Annotated in this window: 11 protein-coding genes; 7 read left to right on the forward strand and 4 right to left on the reverse strand. The window is 53.8% G+C overall.

The window, feature by feature from the left end; all coding sequences use genetic code 11:
• Positions 1-257 precede the first annotated feature (257 nt).
• From ACR0IY_RS10280 to ACR0IY_RS10310, 7 genes are all read left to right on the forward strand, one after another.
• A complete protein-coding gene (locus ACR0IY_RS10280; protein WP_480672883.1) occupies positions 258-884 on the forward strand; it encodes a hypothetical protein in 627 nt (208 codons plus the stop codon).
• Between the two features lie 35 nt (positions 885-919).
• On the forward strand, positions 920-1279 hold the full coding sequence (locus ACR0IY_RS10285; protein WP_480672884.1) for a hypothetical protein: 360 nt from the start codon (positions 920-922) through the stop codon (positions 1277-1279).
• A gap of 998 nt (positions 1280-2277) precedes the next feature.
• A complete protein-coding gene (locus tag ACR0IY_RS10290) occupies positions 2278-3252 on the forward strand; it encodes a helix-turn-helix transcriptional regulator (RefSeq protein WP_480672885.1) in 975 nt (324 codons plus the stop codon).
• 141 nt (positions 3253-3393) lie between these two features.
• The gene (locus ACR0IY_RS10295) at positions 3394-4527 is read left to right on the forward strand and encodes a metallophosphoesterase family protein (RefSeq protein ID WP_480672887.1); all 1134 of its coding nucleotides are present in this window, start codon (positions 3394-3396) and stop codon (positions 4525-4527) included.
• Positions 4524-7148: an AAA family ATPase gene (locus ACR0IY_RS10300; protein ID WP_480672889.1), complete on the forward strand. Its 2625-nt coding sequence runs from the start codon at positions 4524-4526 to the stop codon at positions 7146-7148. Before ACR0IY_RS10295 ends, ACR0IY_RS10300 begins: the two co-directional genes overlap by 4 nt.
• Positions 7145-10477 carry a TM0106 family RecB-like putative nuclease gene (locus ACR0IY_RS10305; RefSeq protein WP_480672891.1) on the forward strand — a complete coding sequence of 1111 codons (3333 nt, stop codon included), beginning with the start codon at positions 7145-7147 and terminating at the stop codon, positions 10475-10477. Before ACR0IY_RS10300 ends, ACR0IY_RS10305 begins: the two co-directional genes overlap by 4 nt.
• Before the next feature lie 187 nt (positions 10478-10664).
• Positions 10665-14126 carry a phospholipase D family protein gene (locus tag ACR0IY_RS10310; RefSeq protein ID WP_480672893.1) on the forward strand — a complete coding sequence of 1154 codons (3462 nt, stop codon included), beginning with the start codon at positions 10665-10667 and terminating at the stop codon, positions 14124-14126.
• A 125-nt stretch (positions 14127-14251) separates the two neighbouring features.
• On the opposite strand, the gene ACR0IY_RS10315 is transcribed toward ACR0IY_RS10310, so the two are convergent.
• The 4 genes from ACR0IY_RS10315 to ACR0IY_RS10330 all read right to left on the reverse strand — a co-directional run bounded on the left by ACR0IY_RS10315 (position 14252) and on the right by ACR0IY_RS10330 (position 20973).
• Complete coding sequence (locus ACR0IY_RS10315; protein WP_480672895.1) at positions 14252-15604, reverse strand: anti-phage deoxyguanosine triphosphatase; 1353 nt, start codon at positions 15602-15604, stop codon at positions 14252-14254.
• 357 nt (positions 15605-15961) lie between these two features.
• Complete coding sequence (locus tag ACR0IY_RS10320; protein ID WP_480672897.1) at positions 15962-16831, reverse strand: OST-HTH/LOTUS domain-containing protein; 870 nt, start codon at positions 16829-16831, stop codon at positions 15962-15964.
• 238 nt (positions 16832-17069) lie between these two features.
• Positions 17070-19433 carry a hypothetical protein gene (locus ACR0IY_RS10325; RefSeq protein ID WP_480672899.1) on the reverse strand — a complete coding sequence of 788 codons (2364 nt, stop codon included), beginning with the start codon at positions 19431-19433 and terminating at the stop codon, positions 17070-17072.
• On the reverse strand, positions 19420-20973 hold the full coding sequence (locus ACR0IY_RS10330) for a hypothetical protein (RefSeq protein ID WP_480672901.1): 1554 nt from the start codon (positions 20971-20973) through the stop codon (positions 19420-19422). Before ACR0IY_RS10330 ends, ACR0IY_RS10325 begins: the two co-directional genes overlap by 14 nt.
• Positions 20974-21027: the final 54 nt, after the last annotated feature.

Raw genomic sequence — 21027 nt, forward strand, 5'->3', positions numbered from 1 at the left:
TCCTAAACATAGCGGAGGACCACTTCAGTGGGGGAAGACCAATGCGAATGGTCACGACCGGCAGTATTGAGAAGATGCCGTGCGTACAGGACGCCTATGACTACTGTGCTGGCACCGGCGATGTTGAATGCTGTTTCGATCGCATTCACTTGAAGTCTCCCTGTTTTTTTTGCGGGCGAGCCAGTTCGCGGAAACGCTATGCCTGTGTAGTGTTACCAACTCTATTGTACTATCATTTGCCGCAAAGGGCGTGTGAGATGACAGGAGAACACAAGGGAAACAACGGCGTCAATGAGCGAGTGAAAGCTACGCTTGACGGAAAGTTGTCGCCAGACGATCTCACTGCAGAGGAGCAGGAGGCCTGGGATACGTTTTTCATGGAGAAGGTGACCAATCCTGGGCCGAGAGAGCGAGTTTTTTTTGAAGAGCGGCGGCGGAAGGGCCTTGGCGTCGGTTTCGATGAAGATGGAAACCTGGTGCGTGGGTCAGATCTCGGTGATCAGGTCAAAGCTGCCTTCGATGGACAAATCTCCCCCAGCGATCTGACAGAACAGGAATATGATGTTTGGTTCGATGCGTTCGCGCGCAAGTTGCCAACTCCAACAGTTGAAGCCGAAGAGTTTTTCGCTGAGCTCCGCAGCAAGAGCATTGACCCGGATCTGATTTTTGTTAGCCCGTTGGGCTTTTCTGGGCGAGATGTAATTGAGTATCTCAATCTCAAAATACTGCCTGGGAGTGCAATTGATCGAAACGAGCTTGTCGATATTGTCGAAGATGCGCTGAACCGGTTGCCCGAGAATCTTAGATCGAAATTTGGGCGCAGTACGACCGAGGGTTCGATTGTAGTTTCCGATGCAAGCGGTGTCTGGTTCGATGACAGATAAGAAATGGATCTTTGAAGCGCAGGCTGGTGTTGAAAATGAACACCGACGTCTGGAGGAAAAAGGGCCATTGTTGGAAAGATACCGGCAAGCCTGGTTTGATGAAAACCGTGCTGCGTTTTCTGCGCAGTCAGTATGGCATGAGCGAAACGGGCATCCACTTGCTGAGAACCGCGTCAGAGTTCAGAAAGATGAGTTTTCGTGATTTTAACGCGCTGCTTGAAAGCTGCTCGGGTGTTTTCAGTGCCGCGGTCTCTGACGCCACCTTCTTCATCTTCGCTCGATACGTCGGCAATTGCGCGACGATGATACTCGACCGCAGCAAGAATTGCTGCTACGTGAGCATCGTTTCGAGTACCTTTGATCGTTGGAATTCGCAAGCGGGTGAAACTGTGTAAAAAAGCAATTGGCTTCAACCCAAATGGCCAAGTCAAAGGTCAAAATCCCGTCCGTTTCCCGTATCAGTGAAACTGTGCTACTCTGTCGCTATGACACCCGATGAGATGATGAAAGAACTCTTTGAGAAAAAGCCAGGGCTCGAGCAGAGGATTGGTCGTCGGTTGCTCTGGCGGTACCCACTTTTTAAGCTGCAGATGCGCCTCGCGCGCCTCTTCCGGTAGTTGTCCAAAACAGATCCGTTTTTCCATGCCTCGCATGAAACGCGTGTTCCTTCTAAGCAGGACACTGTTTGTTGTTACATGTGCACGCGCAAACTGAGGGTACGTAAGTTTTGGCTCGAGAGTTTGGGCGCTCGGGATGACGGCATTGTATAGGCGTTATGGATCGCCGAGGTCGCAAAAAGTTGCACAAAATCATCTTTCTATGTTCAGGCCGTTCTTATGGAAAATTAGGGAGAAGGGTTCGTTTGTGAATTTCGTAAACCGACTATGTTTTCTCCCTTCGGAGCTCACGAGCGAGATTGGATCGCAAATTTCTTTGGGCAATCAGCGCGAATTTCTTTGGGCTGCTGCACGCAAACTTTCTTAATGATTTTGAGAAGTGACGTAAACGCGTTCGCGGTGTCATACATCTGGCGGTAAGCCTCTCTCAGCTTTGCTTGCTGAGGAGCGTCTGACGACGGTTTTGGAGTATAGTCCGCGCAGCTTTTCCGAGTTCTATCGGGTCTAAATTTGACTCCGCGAGGGATCGCTCAGAGTTTTCGAGTTTTTTGTTCATACGCAGTAACATAGCTCAAACTCAAGAGAATTCATAGACGTCGAAGCAGAGCAAACACTGTCCGAAATACCAGGCATGAACCGTAAATACACAAACTGTGTCAGTGAAACCTCACAGTTCGACAACTATAAGGTGTGCTATCTACTTTGCATGCTCATTGATTGACACCCTCAAGGCTCGATTTAATACTTCTGGAGAGGTTAATTAGTTTCAAAAATCAATGTCCTATTCGAAAGCTACTGATTTGTTGCGCCTTGCGGACTTTGCTGCAGCCCGACACCGAGGCGTTACTCTTCTGGAAATTGAAGATGAGTTTCAAGTTACAAGACGTACTGCGCAACGCATGACGAGTGCCTTAGAGCAAGCGTTTCCCTTCGCTGTTGAAATCTTGATCGATCCAGACCGTACAAAGAGATGGGCTCTTCTTGAATCTCCATTGGCCCGGCTGAAGATGCACGGGGACGAAGAGCTGGAAGCTCTCGACTACGCAATGGAAAGGTTGTCAGAGAGCGGTGATTTACGCCAAAGGAATGCTCTTGCTGCGCTCCGAGACCGATTGATGGCAGCGCTACCGGCGCGTGAGGCACGTCGTCTGGAAGCTGATGCCGAGTGGATGCTGGAAGCCTACGGTGTGGCGGCCCGGCCAGGCCCGGCGACGCAGATTTCCAAAGAGGTTAGCAAAACCATTTCAGATGCCATTCGAGGGCCCTACCTGTTGCGCTTTTCCTACAAAGACACGGTGCGCTTGGTTGAACCGCATGGCGTCCTTCTCGGTGCCCGTCGATACTTGGTGGCGAAAAGCCCGGGCAACCAAACCATGAAGCATTTCCGCCTCGACTTGATCTACGCGGTTGAAGTCATCGAAGAGTTTTTCGAACGCGATCCGAATTTCGATCTCAACGACCACGCAGCCCATGCATTCGGATCATTTCAGAGCGTCGATGAATATGGCCCGGTTCATTGGAGGTTCACTCCCTATGCCGCCCAACGTGCAGCGGAATGGCATTTCCATCCAGCCCAGCTGACTGAGTTCCAAGAAGATGGGTCACTTGACGTTCGATTTGTTGCTTCTGGCTGGTTGGAAATGGCTTGGCATCTATACCAGTGGGGAGACAGTGTAGAAGTCCTCCACCCTCCGCAATTGGCCAATCTGGTGAAGGGATTTCAACGCGACGATTTCAACGCACTACCCTAAGCATGTTCACATTACGTTCCCAGTCTCAAGAATTTTTTCCGCTCACTCACCACAGACCATGACAGATTTTGACACCCACGCATGAAAAGTTGGCCTCAACAGCCCTCGCTGGGTTTCCGTTCGCCATGAAAGGCTTGCACGATGACACGAATTCGGTTCCTCCACACCTCTGACCTCCATCTGGGCAAGCCCTACGGACGGTTTGATGAGGATGTCGCCGCAGATCTACGCCAAGCACGCGCCGAGATCATTCCTGCATTGATCGAGGCAGCGGATGCACACGGCGTAGAGCACATCCTTCTTGCGGGGGACACATTCGACCAGGAAACCCCTTCGCCTCGCCTTATACGCCAAACCATTACGGCTATGGCGGAGGCGAAACAGCTGAACTGGTGGATTATTCCGGGTAACCACGACAGTCTGACTGCGGATCTGATCTGGCAAACTTTCAGGGAACATGCCCCGGAAAACGTGCACGTATTGCGCGACGATGCGCCCGTCGCCATTTCGGATTGTGCCTATCTCTTGCCCGCCCCCTGCCCGCGCGTTGCACCGGGTTACGACCTGACTGAGGCCATGGAGCACAAAACCACGCCAGAGGGAGCTTTCCGCATCGGCCTTGCCCACGGCGGTGTCGTTGATTTCCGTCCTGACGAGCCAAGCGCGGAAACCATCCCCCCGAACCGCGCGGAACGGGCCAAACTGGATTACCTGGCACTTGGTGATTGGCATGGCGCCCTGGAGATCACGCCTCGCACACATTATTCGGGAGCACCGGAACGGGACCGTTTCAAGCACACTGGAGCCGGCACCTGCCTTTTGGTCTCGATCGCCTCAAAAGGCAGTGCTCCCGAGGCCGTGAGAATTCCCTTGGGAAAATATGACTGGCAGGAACTGGAATTGCCTCTGTCGCCCGGGCTTGATGCGGTATCCAATCTCATGGCACTCCTGCCTGACGATGGCAGCAAATGGCGCAACACTCTCGTCAAGTTGCGCCTTCAGGGGTACGTCCACCTTGATCAGAGGATGGCTCTGATGGAGCAACTCCGAAGGATCGCTCCGGAATTCTGCCATTTCGAATGGCATGACCATCAGCTTCACACCGAATACCAACCCGATGATCTGGACCAGATCGCCCGAGGCGGAGCTTTGCGCATCGCTGCAGAGGCCCTGAAGGAAGAAGCTGACGACGCCGATCTGGCCCGTTCGGACAGGGACATCGCCGACGCGGCACTGACGCGGCTGTACAGCCTTGTGAAGGAGGCCGCGCAATGAAACTCCTGTCGATACGCATGAATAACGTCCGCCGCTTCACAAAGCCCGTGGAAGTTTTGGACATTGGCCCGGGACTTAATGTGCTCACCGCACCAAATGAACAGGGTAAGTCGACCCTTTTCGACGCCCTGCACGCTTTGTTTTTCTTCGAGGCAAAATCCTGGAAGCAGAAGGAGGCAGCCAGCCTTGCTCCACATGCAGGTGGAAACCCTGAGATCGCTGCAGACATCGATGTAGACGGGAAAGCCTACCGCATTTCGAAGGTTTTCTCGTCGAAGAAGGGTCAACAACAGGTAAAGGTTCATCGGGATGGTCATCTGTTCAAACAGGCCGAAGACGCTGAAGAGTGGATCCGCACCCTGATCAAACCACCCAAGGATGGTGGCCCGGCGGGATTGCTTTGGGTGCGCCAAGGGGTAACGTCACTCCATTCCGGCAAGGACGATGACACCCTGGCTGCGCGGCGCGATCTGCTGTCCTCCGTTGCAGGCGAAATCGAAGACATCACCGGTGGTCGCCAGATGGAGAAGATTCGTGCCACGTTGAAGAACGACCTTGAGGCCTATCTGACAAAATCGGGTGCCACTAAAAAAAATGGCCCCCTTTGGGAAGCGGAGCAGACCGTCGCAAATCTGGATGAACAGATGGCGGATTTGCGGGGCAAGGTCGAACACCTGCGCGCCAAGCTGGTGGAACGTCGCGAATTGCAGGACGACAAATCCGAGCTTGCTGATCCCGTTGCCATAAAAGAAAGAGTAGATGCGTTGGATACTGCCAGGGCATCACTGCAAGCTGCCGTGGCCTATCGGGAAAATCAGGCGAAGGCCGATGAAGCCCACCAAACAGCTCAGCTTGTGCTGGATTCCCATCAGGGCCGGATCAGAACGGCCGAAAAGCAGTTGTCAGAATTCCGCGAAGCGAAGAAGGCATTGGATGAACTCCAGAAGGGCGTTTCCGACGCCGAGGACCAGCTTGGTGAGACAACAAGGGGCTTGGAAAAGGCCAAGAACGCAGAGCAGGAGGCACGGAAAAACCAACTCTCCGCAGAAGAAATCCGTGACGCAGCACACGCAGCAGAAGCCAACCGAAAAGGGGCAGAACGCCGCCAGGAGTTGGCAAAGCGCCTGGAAGACGCCCAACGTGATTCCTCTGAAGCCGCAGCAGCCAGAAAAACAATCGGCAGTTCGCCTGATGCACGCCAGATGGAACGGCTGGAAGAGGCTTGGCAGGAGCTCGAGCTTTTGAAGCGTGCCCGTGAAGCCTCGGCCGCTGCCATCACTTTAACCGCGGATGCAGATCAACAGGATCGGGTGACCTTGGACGGCGATCCATTGAAACCCGGCCATCGCGTGGCCCTACCGGACGGAGGCGACATCGCTATCGCCGGAGTTGGGTCCATCCGTGTGCACCCTGCTGAACAACGTGACAATGCCGCCCTGCACGGGGCACAGGCAGAGTTCGACGCGGCCCTCGACGCGACCGGATGCTCGACACTGCAGGCAGCCCGAAAGTCTGAAAAAGAGCGAAAATCGGCTGAAACCGCCTTGCGAGATGCAAACGCGAAACTGAAGATCGCAGCACCTGATGGGATGCAGGCCCTGATGGACGAGATTGCAACCTTGCCAGAAACCGTGGCGGAAGATGCATCCATTCCCTCCGCATCGGACGCAGACGCAACCTTTCGATCCGCAAGAGATAACCACAACCAACTCTTGGCTGATTTGGAAGGGGTACGCGCCGATCATGAAGCAAAAAACGGTGATGCCCGGGAACTTAGGGCCCGTCGAGACGAAGCACAAAGCCGGGTCGATCGAGCGACAAGCACCGTCGGAGATCCGGTCAAAACAGACCGTGAGTTGGCGGCACTGCGAGAAGAATCACCTGTGCTTGAGGAAACCCTGGAGAAGACCAAACAACGCGTTCAGGAGCTCGCTGCAGATGCCCCAGATCTTTCGCTCGCCCAAGCCGGGGCGACACGCGCGCAAAATGTGGTCGATCAGGCCGACAAACGCTCGAGGGAGGTCAACATTCAACTGGCAAAGCTCGAGACTGAAATCTCGATCGAAGCGGATCTATCTGTCGAGGAAAAACTTCGGGAAGTCGAAGGAAAACTGGAAACTGCCCGATCCCATGCCGAACAGGTACAGGCCGAAGTGAAGGTACTTCAACGGCTCGATGCGGCACTATCCGAGGCCCAGAAACTGGCGCATGACGCCTATATCGGCCCGATCCGCAATGAACTGCGCCCGCTCTTGAGCATGGTTTTGCCCGGCGCTGAATTGACCCTGGACGCCGACAGTGTGCTGCCGACCGGGCTGTCTCGTCCAGAGGGCGAGGATAGTTACGATCAGTTGTCCGGCGGCACCCAGGAGCAGATCGCATTGTTGGTGCGACTTGCCTTTGCGCGTCTTCTGACGAAATCCGGAACACCTGCTCCAATCATCTTGGATGATGCAATCGTCTATACCGATGACGACCGGATCGAGCGCATGTTCAATGCCCTGACCCAGCAAGCTGGTGACATGCAAATTATTGTTCTGTCGTGTCGCCAGAAAGTGTTCCGCGGCTTGGGCGGCCAAACACTCACGATCCGGCAGACAACATCGGAGGTCAACGCATGAAACGTGACAACGGCGCTCTTCGGCTTTCGGCCTCGGATCTGATGCAGTACATGGCCTGCCCACACGCGACGAAACTGGATTTGCTGCGCCTGGACGGTATGGGCCCCAAGGAAGTCGAGGACAGCGAAGATGCCGCATTGCTGCAGAAACGCGGCGACGCCCATGAGAGGGCTTATCTGGCCACTTTGAAGGATCGGGGAAAGTCTGTCGGCGAAATCGACACAGACGGCGTCTCTTTCGCCCAGTCAGTCGCCAAAACCCTGGAGGCGCTTCAAGAAGGGCCCGAGATCATTTTTCAGGCGGCCCTCGAAGGAGGTATGTGGGGCGGCTATTCCGATTTTCTGGAGCAGGTCGAACGCCCGTCAAAACTCGGTGCCTATTCATACGAAGTGGCTGATACCAAACTAAAGCGGAAACCAGCCCCCGGGCATGTGCTGCAGCTGGTTCTCTACTCCGACCTTTTGGAACAGATCCAAGGCCTGGCACCTGAACACGCCCATGTCGTGCTGGGAAGCGGTGACAGGTTCACCTTTCGCCTGACCGAATACGCGGCCTATGCTCGAGGAGCGCGGGCTCGTCTCGAAGAGTTCGTGTCCGACCCATCTGCAACGCGTCCGATCCCTTGTGCGACCTGTGATCTATGCCGCTGGCGCGAGCATTGTGCAGATACCTGGCGCGACGAAGACAGCCTCTTCGAGGTGGCTGGCATCAGCAAGGATCAAGTCGCAAAGCTCGAGGCGCGCGGGATTTCAACCCTACATGCCCTGTCCGCGTTCGACGGGACGGTGCCTCGCTTGGCTCCGGAAACTCTTGGCAAACTGAAAGCGCAAGCGCGGTTGCAGCAGGCTCGCAAGTCCGGCCCACCGACCCATGAAATTCGCCCGTATCAGACGGGCAAAGGATTTGACCTATTACCGCGTCCTGCCAAGGGAGACCTTTTCTACGATATTGAAGGGGATCCGCACTACGAAGAAGCCGGAGCGGATGGTCTGGAGTACCTGCACGGAATCTGGGACGGGGAGAATTTCACGGCTTTCTGGTCTCATGATCGGGCCCAAGAAAAGCAGGCCCTTATAGACCTGTTTACCTTCTTCGAAGAGCGCATCAGTCGAAATCCGAATGCCCGCATCTATCACTATGCACCTTACGAGATCACGGCCCTTCGCCGCCTGACGACACAGCATGGCGTAGGGGAAGCTCAATTGGACGGTTGGCTTAGGGAACACAGATTCATTGATCTCTACAGCGTTGTCCGTGGTGGTGTGGTCGCTTCGGAACGATCCTATTCGATCAAGTATCTCGAAGCCTTCTATGATATTGAACGCGAGGGAGAAGTGACCACCGCCGGCGGATCTGTTGTGGCCTACGAGAACTGGCGTGAAGTCGGGGGACAGGAAATCCTCGACGAGATCGAGGATTACAATCGCATCGACTGTGTCTCGACCGAAAGGCTGCGCGACTGGCTCCTCTCAATTCGACCGGATGATTTGGAAACCTGGCATGATCTCGTCGAGCCCGACCCCGAGAAAGTCCAGGTCCAAGAAGAAGCCGCGCAGCAATTGAAAGACATGCTGGAGGCCTCGGACCTGCCTCAAGAACGTCGTCAATTGCTCTACGATCTTGGTATTTTTCATTGGCGTGAAGGGAAGCCCGCTGCATGGGCGGTATTCGACGCAGCTCAGAAATCATTTGAAGAGCTTTGCGACGACTTGGATTGCCTGGCAGGACTGCGCGCCATCAGGCCACAGGAAGTCGACAAGCGGTCATGGGCCCGTGAATACAGCTATCCCCCTCAGGAAACCAAACTTCGTGCAGGAAAGGGCGCGGTTATGATGCTGGCCGACGGCCAAACCGTCGCGCTTTCCATCAAGAGCATCGACAGGACAAGGCGCCGGATTACACTGCGGCTTGGCCAGTCAAAAGGCGTCGACCTTCCTGAACGGCTGAGTCTCCTACCGGACTTTGCCATCAACGCTCGACCGATCCCCGAAGCAATCGCCGCAGTGGCGAACGACCAGTGCGGAGCCAGGGCAAACCGCGCCGCGGACGACCTCCTGTCCAGGAATCCACCCCAATTTCTTAACGGCTTTGCGTTGCAAGACGAACCGGACGGAGATCCCGTGGAGAACCTGAAAAACGCGGTACGAGCCATGGACGAGACCGTATTACCGGTCCAGGGCCCTCCTGGTACGGGCAAGACCTATGTGACCGCCCGGGCCATCTTGTCGCTTGTCAGGGACGGAAAGCGAGTCGGTGTCGCCTCAAACAGCCATGCAGCAATCCGAAATGTTCTGATGGGCTGTGTCGATGCGTTGGAGGACGACGATTTGGACATCACTTTAGAAGATGTGGAAATTGCGCACAAAGAAGGTCAGGGTATGGACCCGTTGCCCGACGGGTACGATTCCATCGCTGCAATCAAGGGCAATCAGGATCGGCGCCTGACTGGCTCGCATGTGGTTGGCGGAACCGCCTGGCTCTTTTCTCGCTCGGAATTGGCCGACACTTTCGACTACTTGTTTGTCGACGAAGCTGGCCAGGTATCTTTGGCAAACCTGATAGGCATGTCAAACGCCGCGCGAAACTTGGTTCTGATCGGTGACCCCCGCCAGCTTCCCCAGGTTGTTCAAGGCTCACATCCTCCACCAGCAGATCTTTCGTGCCTGGACTGGATGCTCGGTGAACATGCAATTGTGCCCTTGGACAGAGGAATTTTCCTATCCACGACACGACGGATGCACCCAGACCTGTGTGCCTACATTTCTGAACAGTTCTATGAAGGCAGGCTTCATTCCCATGAATGCACCGAGAACCAACAGATAGCGGCGGCAGCCATTCCGAAGACCGGTGCATGGATGGTCCCTGTTGAACATGACGGTTGTACTCAGGAATGCCCGGCGGAAGTCGATGCGATCGTTCAAACTGTCGAAACATTGCTGAGTGGAACATGGCGCGACAAGGAAGGGAACGAGCGAGGTTTAAGCCCCAACGACATCATCGTCGTTGCCCCCTATAACGCGCAGGTAAACGCCTTGTCCGACGCCCTACCGGGCATCCGCGTGGGCACCGTTGATCGCTTCCAAGGACAGGAGGCACCGGTAGCCCTGGTCTCAATGACGGCATCATCCGCCGAAGAAACGACTCGCGGCCTCGAGTTTCTGCTCTCCAGGGAGAGGTTGAATGTTGCTGTGTCACGTGGCCAGGCTCTCAGCTTTGTCTTCGCTTCGCCTCGTCTTACGTCAACACCCTGCGCAACTGTGGAGCAAATGCGACTGGTAAATACCCTGTGCGCCTTGCCTCGCTGGCCTCTTGAGGGAGCCGCCTCATGAGGAACATGCCGACGGACCTGAACTTTCAAGAATTGAATGACAAACAGCGCAAGTCTCGTGTTGGGTGTTCAGGTCGTTTTCCGCTACGAACAAACCGTACAATCAGCTGGCTCGGGTGCGCGGAAACCCACTTCAGAAAAACAAACTCCCTCATTTGTAGCAAATATAGCAACAAGAGTGCCCTTCATTGTTTCAACTCCCTGCTTGGCTAACCACGAAATCTCGAAAGCTCTCTAATTCCTCTGGTGAAGAAGCCGATCTGGCCGACATCGATTTGCAACGTCTACGCACGTCGGGAAATGGACCCAGGTTCTCTGCGGCCGACAACACCACTCGCCCGGTCATAGAGTTGGTGCGTCCACACCTTGCGACCGGAAAATGCCTGGTTGTAACGGGGTATCAGGATTTCTTTTCCTCGCTTTCGATTATCCTCAAGGAAATCCCTAACCTGAACGGGAGAGAGGATGTTAAGGTTCGAATTGCTTACGGCGTGGATACTTCAAACGCTTCAGGCATTTCCGGCTTCGGTAAGTCTATCGAAGATGAAGCCCGCCTTTACTATCTTGAACGCCATGGCCTCAATGTTGAGGATGCTGCGGATCTTCGTGCTGTCCTTGCAACCGAAGCGATCAAATCTGGTAAGATTGACCTTCGCATTTTTGATCCCCAAAAGGCTAAGGAAGTTCTCGGCGTATCGGGAGATCGACGTCTTCATGCCAAAATTTTTGTGAGCGAGCTCGGCGCAGTTGCTGGAAGTGCGAATTTCTCCAGAGCCGGTCTCTACCACAACATCGAATATGTTGACGAATTTGGACAGGCAGAAGGCAGCGCAGGCTGTGATCCGAGCACAAGAGCTGCGCAAGAAAGGCAGGACACCGCGGAAAAAATCTGGCAGGCCAGCGTGGACTGGAATGAACAGGCGCTGGAAATCCTGAGCCAGCTCTTACGCCCAGTCACGACCGAAGACGCGATCGCCAGAACAGTTTCCGAACAAACCGGATTCCGTCCTTGGATGGTTGGTGGGCAAAAGGACATCACAGGACGCCTGCCCTTCAAACACCAAGTAGAACTTACTTATGAGACCTCCTCCATTGTCTACGAGCATGGGTTTGCTTTCCTTGGGTCCCCGACCGGTTCCGGCAAGACCGATATTGGCAAACTCCTTGGGCAGACGCTGTCAGAATCCTTTAGTGGCGCTGTCGGTCCAGGTCACACCAGTCGGGTTTCCCGAGGGGGTGCAGTTGTAATCGCACCGCCCAGAGTTGTCGGTAATTGGGAGAAGGGATCCTTGAACTCCCTGAAGGCCATTCCCAATACTCAGGTCGTCTCGCGCAAAGCCATCAAAACCGAAGATGAACAAGATTCTTCACGGCAGATAGAGCACGCCGGTGTCATTATTATCGACGAGAGTCACACGGTCACACCAGGCTTCGAGGAAAGCTCTAAAAAAGCAGAAGCGATTGAGTATGCGCCTCCGTCCTGGAATGTCTGCCTGAGTGCCACACTTTTGGGAAACAAGGACGTCGATTGGCTAACACATCTCAAAGAGAAGCGCGCGTCTATCTTCATGTCGCCAGAGTACATCGAAGCGATGCGCCAGTTGTTCAAACGCGAAGGCGTGAATGCCGCGCTGTTCCGAGATCAGGATCGAACGGACGCCCTTTCTAATGAAGCAAGAGAAGATCTGGCCGACATGTTGGCACCGTTCCTGGCCCACAGACAGCGGTCATGCCTTGGAGAGAGCCGAAAGCGAGAAATCGGCGAGAGGGCCACCTATCCGCCGTTCAAGTTACACGGCCGCCCAAAACGACTGGAGTTATCGAACAAGCAGGAAACCATCATCAATGATATCGTTCGTCTCACGAGAGAACTTGCTCCAGGAAAGCGCCTGGCATCCATCCAAACCAGCCGCTTTGGAACACGGACAGAACGAAGGCACAATCAAAACAGCCTCTATGCGAGAAACCTACTCAATGTCCTGCGGGCAAACTCTGCCCAAGCTCTTTGGCAGATGGAACATGGTGCCATTGGGCGCAACCTGAAGAAATTCGAGCTCGATGAAGCCCGAAAACGTGTCCGGAAATCTGAACCGAACCCGCGGCAAGGCTCGCTTTTCGAATTTGAGGAGGACGATGTTACTAAAATCTCTACTCCCAAATGCGATGAACTAATCAAGCTTCTTGGCCGCCCGGAAATTCAACGGCTTGATGAACGCAGAATCGAAGAAGTTAAAAAGATTCAAGCGAGCCACAGACGCGTCGTCTTCGTTGCCGAACGTGTTGACACGTTGCAGATCTTTGCAGAGGAGCTCACTCGACGCAGTAAGAACAGCTCCGAAGGAAGCACTTGCCACACTAATTTCGTGGTCTCAGCTGACCAAGGTACTTCTGATGGCGGCGAAGCCAAACGAGCTCTGACCGATGTCTGTGGCATTTCCAAGCCAAGCTACAAGGCCATCAAGAAAGGATCCGATGTCGAGGCCTATTTCCGGGATGGCGGCAAGAAGAGCCCTACGGGCCCCGCGTCTGCGTTCATGACCTACCAGATGGCGGAAGGTATCAACCTGCAGAGTGCAGATGCGTTGGTATTGCTTGGCGTGACATCAAACCTGAAAGACTTGATTCAGGGCTTGGGACGAATTGATCGAATTGATAGCCCACACAGTCAGACACATTACTTTCTCATCGACATACCAGTTGGGAAATTGGCATCCGATGAAAAGGCGGCTCAACGGCTCGAAAACTATCGTGCCCTATCTGGCCGACAAAAAATCGAGCGTGCCGAAGAAGCAGAGGGTGACACCGAGGCTATTCTGGAAGGTGTCGCTCAATACTTGCGGGAGCCACGCATTCTGCGCGACAACAACTTTCATGACGTTCTGTCGGACCTTAAAGGCAAGCTTGATCCCGTTCGATTCCACGAGATCAGCACAGCAAATATTGAAGGAATGTGGGGGGCAGAACTGGCCCTACTTTCTGGAAAAGAGAAACTCGTCATTCTTCAATTGGAAGGAAGTGAAGGCGCCTCATGTAGCCCCGGGCAAGCTTTCGCACCGCCGCGAATCTTGGCCGTCAACGCCGACGGCTACGTCATCCGCAACCAGATTGCCTGCGCCCGCATTCTGAGAAATGCCTATCAAGAAACAGTGGACTCAGAACTGCACCGCAGTTCCCCAAATCCCGGTCGTCTTTCAAGAGCCATTGAGCTCCTTAGCCATCGGATTTCCCAATTGAGGGAATGGGACCTTCGGCCTGAAAGAACGGTCTCGCTCTTGGATTCCCTATCTACTTTTCTTTCCCCAGAAACCGAGAATGCCACATCTCTTCAAGAGGAAGTCTCGCTGGACGAAAGCATGTTTGGAAAACTGAGTTTGAGAGGCTTGGAGTACCTTACAGAAACTTGGGCGCGGGTATTGGACCCCTATTGGATCAAGGCCAAACAGGAAGTACGTGAGAGTTTCGCATCCGGAGGCTCACCTGAGAGCTACATCGCTGTTGATCAAATCGTCGAGCATCTTGGAAATGATCTTCTCGAAGCCTCCAGAATCCGAAGCACCATGATGGAAGCCGTCGAAGCTGCGAAGCGAATTGATCCCCCAAGTCAAAGGTCCGTAACCGAACGGATCTCGGTCGCATTCGTATCAATCTGAAAGCTGGCCGAATTCACCACTATTGATCGATAGCGGTTCACCAATCTCCACAGAATCCGCCCTGCTAAGACGATTTACATTTTTCCCAATAGATTTCCCGGAATTTCGAACGGTGACAAAACGCGTCATAGTTTGTCAAACACCGAACCAAACCGTGGGCTGAACAGGCGTTCATAAGTCTTCATAAGAAAGCTATCTGTCATTCCAGCAACAAAATCACAAATCACTCTGAGATCACGGCCCGAGGCTTCGAATGCTTGGTATCGATCTTTAGGTAAAAAGGCCTTCGGTTCTGAAGCCAGTGTTTCAAAGACTGACACCACCATTTGTTGGCCCTTAAATTCAAGGTGCTGAACTTCGGGACTTAAAATTACAACCTCACGCACAAGACTTTTTAGTGCACCAAGGAAAACACTCGCTCCTTCTTCCAATCCCACACGATATTTCAATAGTGGTTCATCAAATTCAGAGAGTTCCAAGATCTCAGAACGTCCGATAAAAAAACCTACCAGACGACTGATAGCGTGTTTGCGCTCTTGGCTCCCACCAAACAATTGCCCTAAGAACTTTGAATAAACGTCGTTTGCATATTCTTTAGGATACCTATCTTTAAGGTAGTCAAGATATGATGCGCAAATTGTTGGCGAGACAAAAATCTCGAAGTCTTCCCTGGTGATCAAGCCGAGCGACAGAACGTCTTCAAAATCATGGATACCGTAGGAAATGTCATCGGCCAAATCCATGATGCTACAGTCTAAAGATTTGTGTTGCGATTTCCCGTGCTTCTTTCCGCCCTCATCTGCTGTGAATGAGCGAAACTTTTCCTGATCAGTCGATGACACACCGAATAAGACCCAATCCACTACGTCTGCTTCGCTTTGCATGTAGCATTTGGGGGGCTTCGATCTACTCCGATCAATAAGCTGAACTGTACTGGTTTCCTCCATCAACAATGGCTGCATTCCAGCGCCGTGAACTTCGTTAAAGCCCACCGGGTATTTGAGAGTGCCCAGCAGAGTCCTCCGTGTCAGATCTGCTCCATCGGCCTCAGAAAACTTCTCTAACTTCGATAAAATCCGCAGAGTCTGTCCGTTCCCTTCAAACCCTCCGTTTCCACGCATACAGTAATTTAAGGCCACCTCACCGCCGTGCCCAAAAGGCGGGTGCCCCAAATCATGGCAGCATGCGATCGTCTGAATCAAAGGCAACTTAGGAAGAAACTTGAGAGCGCCATGGTGTTCGTTGTCCTGTTCGATTTGCCTGGTAACACCAGCTGCAATTTGGGCAACTTCGAGAGAATGCGTTAACCGCGTACGGTAAAAGTCGCTGTCTCCGAGGTTTAGGATTTGTGTTTTCCCTTGAAGGCGTCGAAAGGACGCAGAGTGAATCACGCGTGCATAGTCGACATCCCAATTGCTTCGAGCATCACTATCTCGCTTTTTCCATCCACTACGTCGTTCTTCCCACTCGACTGCCATCGGCTCACCTCAAAAAGTGTTTTTCTCAATCATTTCGCACAACTAATACGAAACTAATGAGGTGGCCAGTGTAGTTTTGATTGAAACCTTGCACTTCGGCGCACAGCGATGCAGAGAATATTCGGGTTTATTTTCACAAACTTTGCACTCGGTTTCGCCCATAATTTTGAACTCCAGTTTTCAGGAGTATTTTGCCTGTCTCGAGCGTTCGTGGTCGGCGAAGCTACCCTTTGCCATCGAAACTTCCGAAGTAGGCGAACGGCCCAGGATCGCCATTCATTAGGCCGAACATTCGGCAATGCAGCTTTCCAATAAGGCCACAGAGGGCGCGTAGCATTCATGCTATGTCAATGTAATTTAACGCGACTTCGCGGTAACATCCTTCTCACGATAACAAGCAGTGCGTTGTTCATATATTTCAAGGTACCGGATTTCTAAGTTGGGCGCCTTATGCACAACATGTCGCCAACTTTGACATCCATACTTGGCAGGCAGTTGCTCAGGGTACCGTTTGGCTATCCATCTGCCTGCCTCAGCCACCGGTGCCCATCCATCGACAGCCAACGCACAGAATGCTTCTCGCAAGGCACTTACTATGCTTGACGTATCCCAGTTTACTTTCACGTCGGGGGCAATTCCGTGGACAAATACCTCTTTGAATTCCTCCGACTGCAAGACCCGTGAGAGAACCAGGCGCATTTCCTCCATCGTACCAGCCCATTCACGAAGTTGCTCAAGGTTTTGGTCGATGCGGTTATATGCGCTGAACAATGCACCTTGCGCGCCACGACATCCGTCCAGGCTCCGGAGATCGTGCTGCTCGATGAAATGGTGAACCAGATTGTTCCGTAAAAGTACCATGTCTCTGAGTTCATTCTTTGCTCGAGCGAAATCTTCACTTGATAGGTCAAGTGACATCTGCACCGCGAACCAATTGGCTCCTTCAGGAGGATTGATCGTCGACCCCTCAGCAGGTTCGATCTCACCAGCAACGACATACGATCCGAGAAGATCGCCTACCAGGGTGCCGAGCGTCTTACGCGCCGTGGCGTCAACCTGCGCGACCCTTGAACGCTCCAAGTCATGAATCGGCCCTGAGAACCTATGATGCGCCACCATAGCTTTGATCAGCCGCTCATACTGTTGGAGCCGTAACAGACATCGCCCCAACAACTGCTGCACTTCGTGCTGTAGCGTGAGTAGATCGTTGTCGGCCAAGTTGATCATAGTGTTGTCCGGTCGCTATCTCGTGTACACCGAACATGTATCGAATAAATACAAGTTACTACCTGTAAGTCTTTCAACCTTGAATTCATTCGTAAGTTCCAACCGGCCCACTCCGAACCCGGAATGGGAACTCAGTTGCCGCGGGGCAGCAGCTGAAAGCAGACATCGATTTTCGGAATGCGACGCACGCGGTACTTTTGCAGTCAAAAAAAATGAACTCCCAGCGCCATCCCTGACATCAATCGAATTCTGGGAACTGCCTCCGCCTCAGCGCGAGCCGGTCGGCAAAGCGCTCATCAAGCTTCAAGAGGAGTACATTGAGGTAGGCCTTGTCTCCCTCAATGTCTTTGATGGCCACAGCGACCTGTGCCGCGAGCGCCTTCGCCAGATTACCCAAAGGGCGACGCAGTTCTGTGGTTTTGGGATCCGATGCCGCCGCAGCGACTGCCGCTCGCGCAGCCCAATCTGCCACTGCAAGGTATTCAAGGACACGTTTCTGCTCTGCCTCGTCTTGGGCAACTTGCAACGTTTGTAGCGCCCGTGCGGTTCCGAAATGCTGATTGAGCAACCTTCCAACCAGACGTGGCCAGTCGTAGCTGCCCTTGGTGTGAATCGGCAGGATTTGATTTGGTAATGCTTCCCCTCGGATTGGCTGAGCGTGCGAAAGCAGGATTTGCAGTAGTGCTCGCAGCCGGACGAGCTCGGCGGTAGTGATTGGCCTGCCTTTCAGAGACCGGCATCTTTCTTCGAACGCGTCGACTGCCTCTTTCATCTTCTTTGCGGTCGCCACGGCCCGTTTCGTTGCGTTCGCGGGCTTAGAGGCAATCTCTGGCTGCATAGGTTTTATATTTTCTTCCGGAGCCTCAGGTTCTGTCACGCGGAAATCCATGGCGGCGATGGTATTCAGCTCGCGGTCTTCGTCGGCATTCAAATCGACACTGACAAGGCCGATGATCCGGTTCAATGCAACGCTCAGCGAGTTGGCTGCGCTATCATGGTGTGTAGACAAAGATCCCGAAAATGCACTGCCTTGCATAATCGCTCTGCTGCGCGCACGAACGAACTCCTCATAGGTCAGGACGGCATGCTGCTGATCTTCGGACACCGGGGACGGCGCAGTCGTGGCTTTGGGCAGATTGCCGTCGTTCACGCTCGCCTCATCAAATTCGAGGGCTTCAAGCTGGTTCAAGGTCTCAATCAGGATCAGGTCTTCGTTCATGGTCTCGGCCAAGTTATCGGTCAGCGACTTCTTTCGGCCTTGTGCCGGAGGCAATGTGCGTACCGAAAGAACGTCGAGGTCGATGATCTGGACCGGCGCAGAAACTAAGCCGTCCGCGAAACGGACTACACCAGATCGGGGTCGGCGTGTTTCAACGTCCACATGCCATTCCATGTTGTCCCCCCGGGTGAGGTCGATTGGCTTGCCGAACTCAGAGCCATCCCTATCCAATAGGGCGATGGCAACAGGCTTTCGCATGGTTTTGCTCGTGGGGGGGGTCCAAGCGATCCGTCCCGACTGCAAGATCAGGGTTCCACCATCGGCGAACTTATCTTCATTAGGGCTTTTTACGGCAGCGAATGCCAAGTCGTGCAAATCCTTCATCTGCAAAGGCCTATTGCGGTAGGTTTCAAGACCGAGTGCAGCAAGCGCAGTACCGGACGGCACGCGTTTATATATTCCCGCCTCTGCATTGCCGCGGGCTACTGTTGGCCCAAGCAAAGCTGGCAAAGTGCAATTCATGCTACCGGATATCACGTGATCCCAGGATCGCCCCTGCGCAATGATCAGTTTTGCATGGACGAAACGCTTGTTGTCAGAAGCAGCAACCCGGAATAGCTCAACGTCGGTCAACCGTGGCAATTCGGACTTCGGAAAATACGTATTGTCTGCATCAATCAACAGATCCGCGGGTGGCGTTCCCAGATTCGCACGTAGGCGTGACAGTCCCTCAAGCTTCATATCCCAATAGGGCGATATAATGACCATCCGATCAATCGGATCACCACCAATGTTCGCTGCGATTTGGTCGACTATTGTAGCATTTGCACGATCTGTCAGCAGCGCAACTTCCGGCTCTGTATCTTCGGATGGCAGAGGGTTTTCGATCGAGTCTCGCAGCCAGGGCGCAGAGCGAAGCGCCCTCTGCATTGCGGTCGCGAACCAAAGGTCGCCCGGGGGAACCTTGCTGCGAATATAGGACAAAGCATCGGCAAAATGGCCGGCATTGCCGGGTGCCTCTTCGTTGTAGTTTAGGTTTGCGATCAGTTCCTTGTTGCCGCCAAGACCCAGAGCAGTGAGGTTTGCGGACCCGACCAAAAGTCTGCCCTTTTTTGCTCCGATGAGAAGCGTGATCTTGGGGTGGAAAGCGCCCGGGGCATCTGCCTTGATAAGGTGGTAGCTGCTACCTGCGAACTTCGGCGGCCCGAGTTCCGCGAAGCTCTGATTGGCCATCTGCCGGTCGGCGAGGATTACGATGTTCCGACATTTCGCCCCCCGTAGTCTCGAAAAGGGCACGTCCTCGAACGCCTGCGCGCCGAAGGCATAGGTCGTAAGGAATGCCGAGTGAAATCCGCTTTCGGCAAAGACGTCAAAGTACTTCATTCGACATCAGTTCCGCGCGGCCAAGAGCAGTCAGGCCAGTGTCATCGATCAGCTTCACGTCCCGGAGGAACTTCATCGCCTGCTCCAGGCGGGGGCTGCTTGGTGAAACCCGAAATCTATCCCTGTATCGCAATAATCCCTCTTCGGGCTCAATCAGGAAGGTATAAGCTTTCTGGTTGCGGAATTTGCGTGACGCCACCCATAGGTGGCGTTTCAGGACACGTTCGCGGATCATTGCATCCACGACGCTTTGGGCATCGTCGTGTGCTCTTGCTTCCAGAAAGCGAACTTCTGTCCTCAGGGAATGGAAGTGATCAGGTGCATCCAACGCATTATCTAACAACTCACCGAAGGTTGCCGCCTTTTTCGCGAGGGCCGCTATGAGCGCCAGGACAGCTTGCATCCGTTCAGAACGATCACCGGACGCACGCGCTTCCATCATAGTATCATCAGCAAATCTCGCGGAGGCGGCAGGCTCGCCCTTCTCCACGAGGCCAGTGGAATACTCTACCCAAGTCATCCCGTTGGGCACGTCGGCCAAATCGAGTAGCTCAGCAACGAGCGCTCCCAACGTCATTCGTCGCATCTCAGCGCCTTGCAAAATGTCCAACGCAAGATCAAGGGTGTTTTCGTAGGCAAGGCGCATCAGATCGCAGGCTTGATACAGGGCCCACATATCGCGCACGTCATCGGTATCGGAGTCATATCGCGCCTCCTGCTTTCCAGCACCAAACCACTCCCATTTCACCGCCTCAGCGTGGGGAACATCGTTCGCCACTGCGATGAGCTGGAGTAGCATCCGCGCAGTAGACCGTCTCAATTGGTCCGATACAGATGCAGACGAGACTCGGCCCAGAAGAACCTCGACCAACAGCGAATGCTCCTTACTGCCGGCAATGACCGAAGACGGCTTCATCGGCGCCAACCTATCGAGGTCTGGGAGAGACACCGTCCCGGCTTCCACGCGCCCCAAGAACAGAACAGCCAAGTCACCGATTTCCTCAGCAAAGGCGTTTGCCAGTGGGAGCGCACGGTCTGTACAGACCGAGATTGGGTTCTGATCGTCACCTAACGTGATGAGCCCCATCTCATACATCTGCGTCGCATAGATGCCACCAAAGGCACCACCTTTGTTCCGCAAGTAACGCTGGGCGAGGTCCGCTTCCGGATCAGCCCCCACCGAGAAGTCGATGTTCGCGGCTGAATTATCGGGGACGCCGGAAAGTTGCCTATGCGCCCAATCGATCCCAGCAACCCCCAACTCAGTGCTGCCCCGGGCGGCTATTAGGGCAAAAAGGGCTTCACAACGACGCTGAAATCGCCTGAAAACCGCAGGATCGGTGTTTCCATTCTCCTTGGCGTAGGCTTCGAGCATCCAGACAAAGAACGCATAGTACCTGAATCGCAACGTGATCGTGCTGATGCCTGGAAGAAGGGATTGATAAATCACCTCTATTGGCCGTTGCATCCCAAGGGGGTCAAGGCCACCATCTTGGCCGAGTTCAGTCCATTCGGGGAACCCCGATCCCAAATCCTTCATCTTCAAATCACCACGTTGAATCCAATGAGTGGACGATGGCGACAACCTTGATCG

This window comes from Ruegeria sp. BC1 (assembly GCF_056539305.1).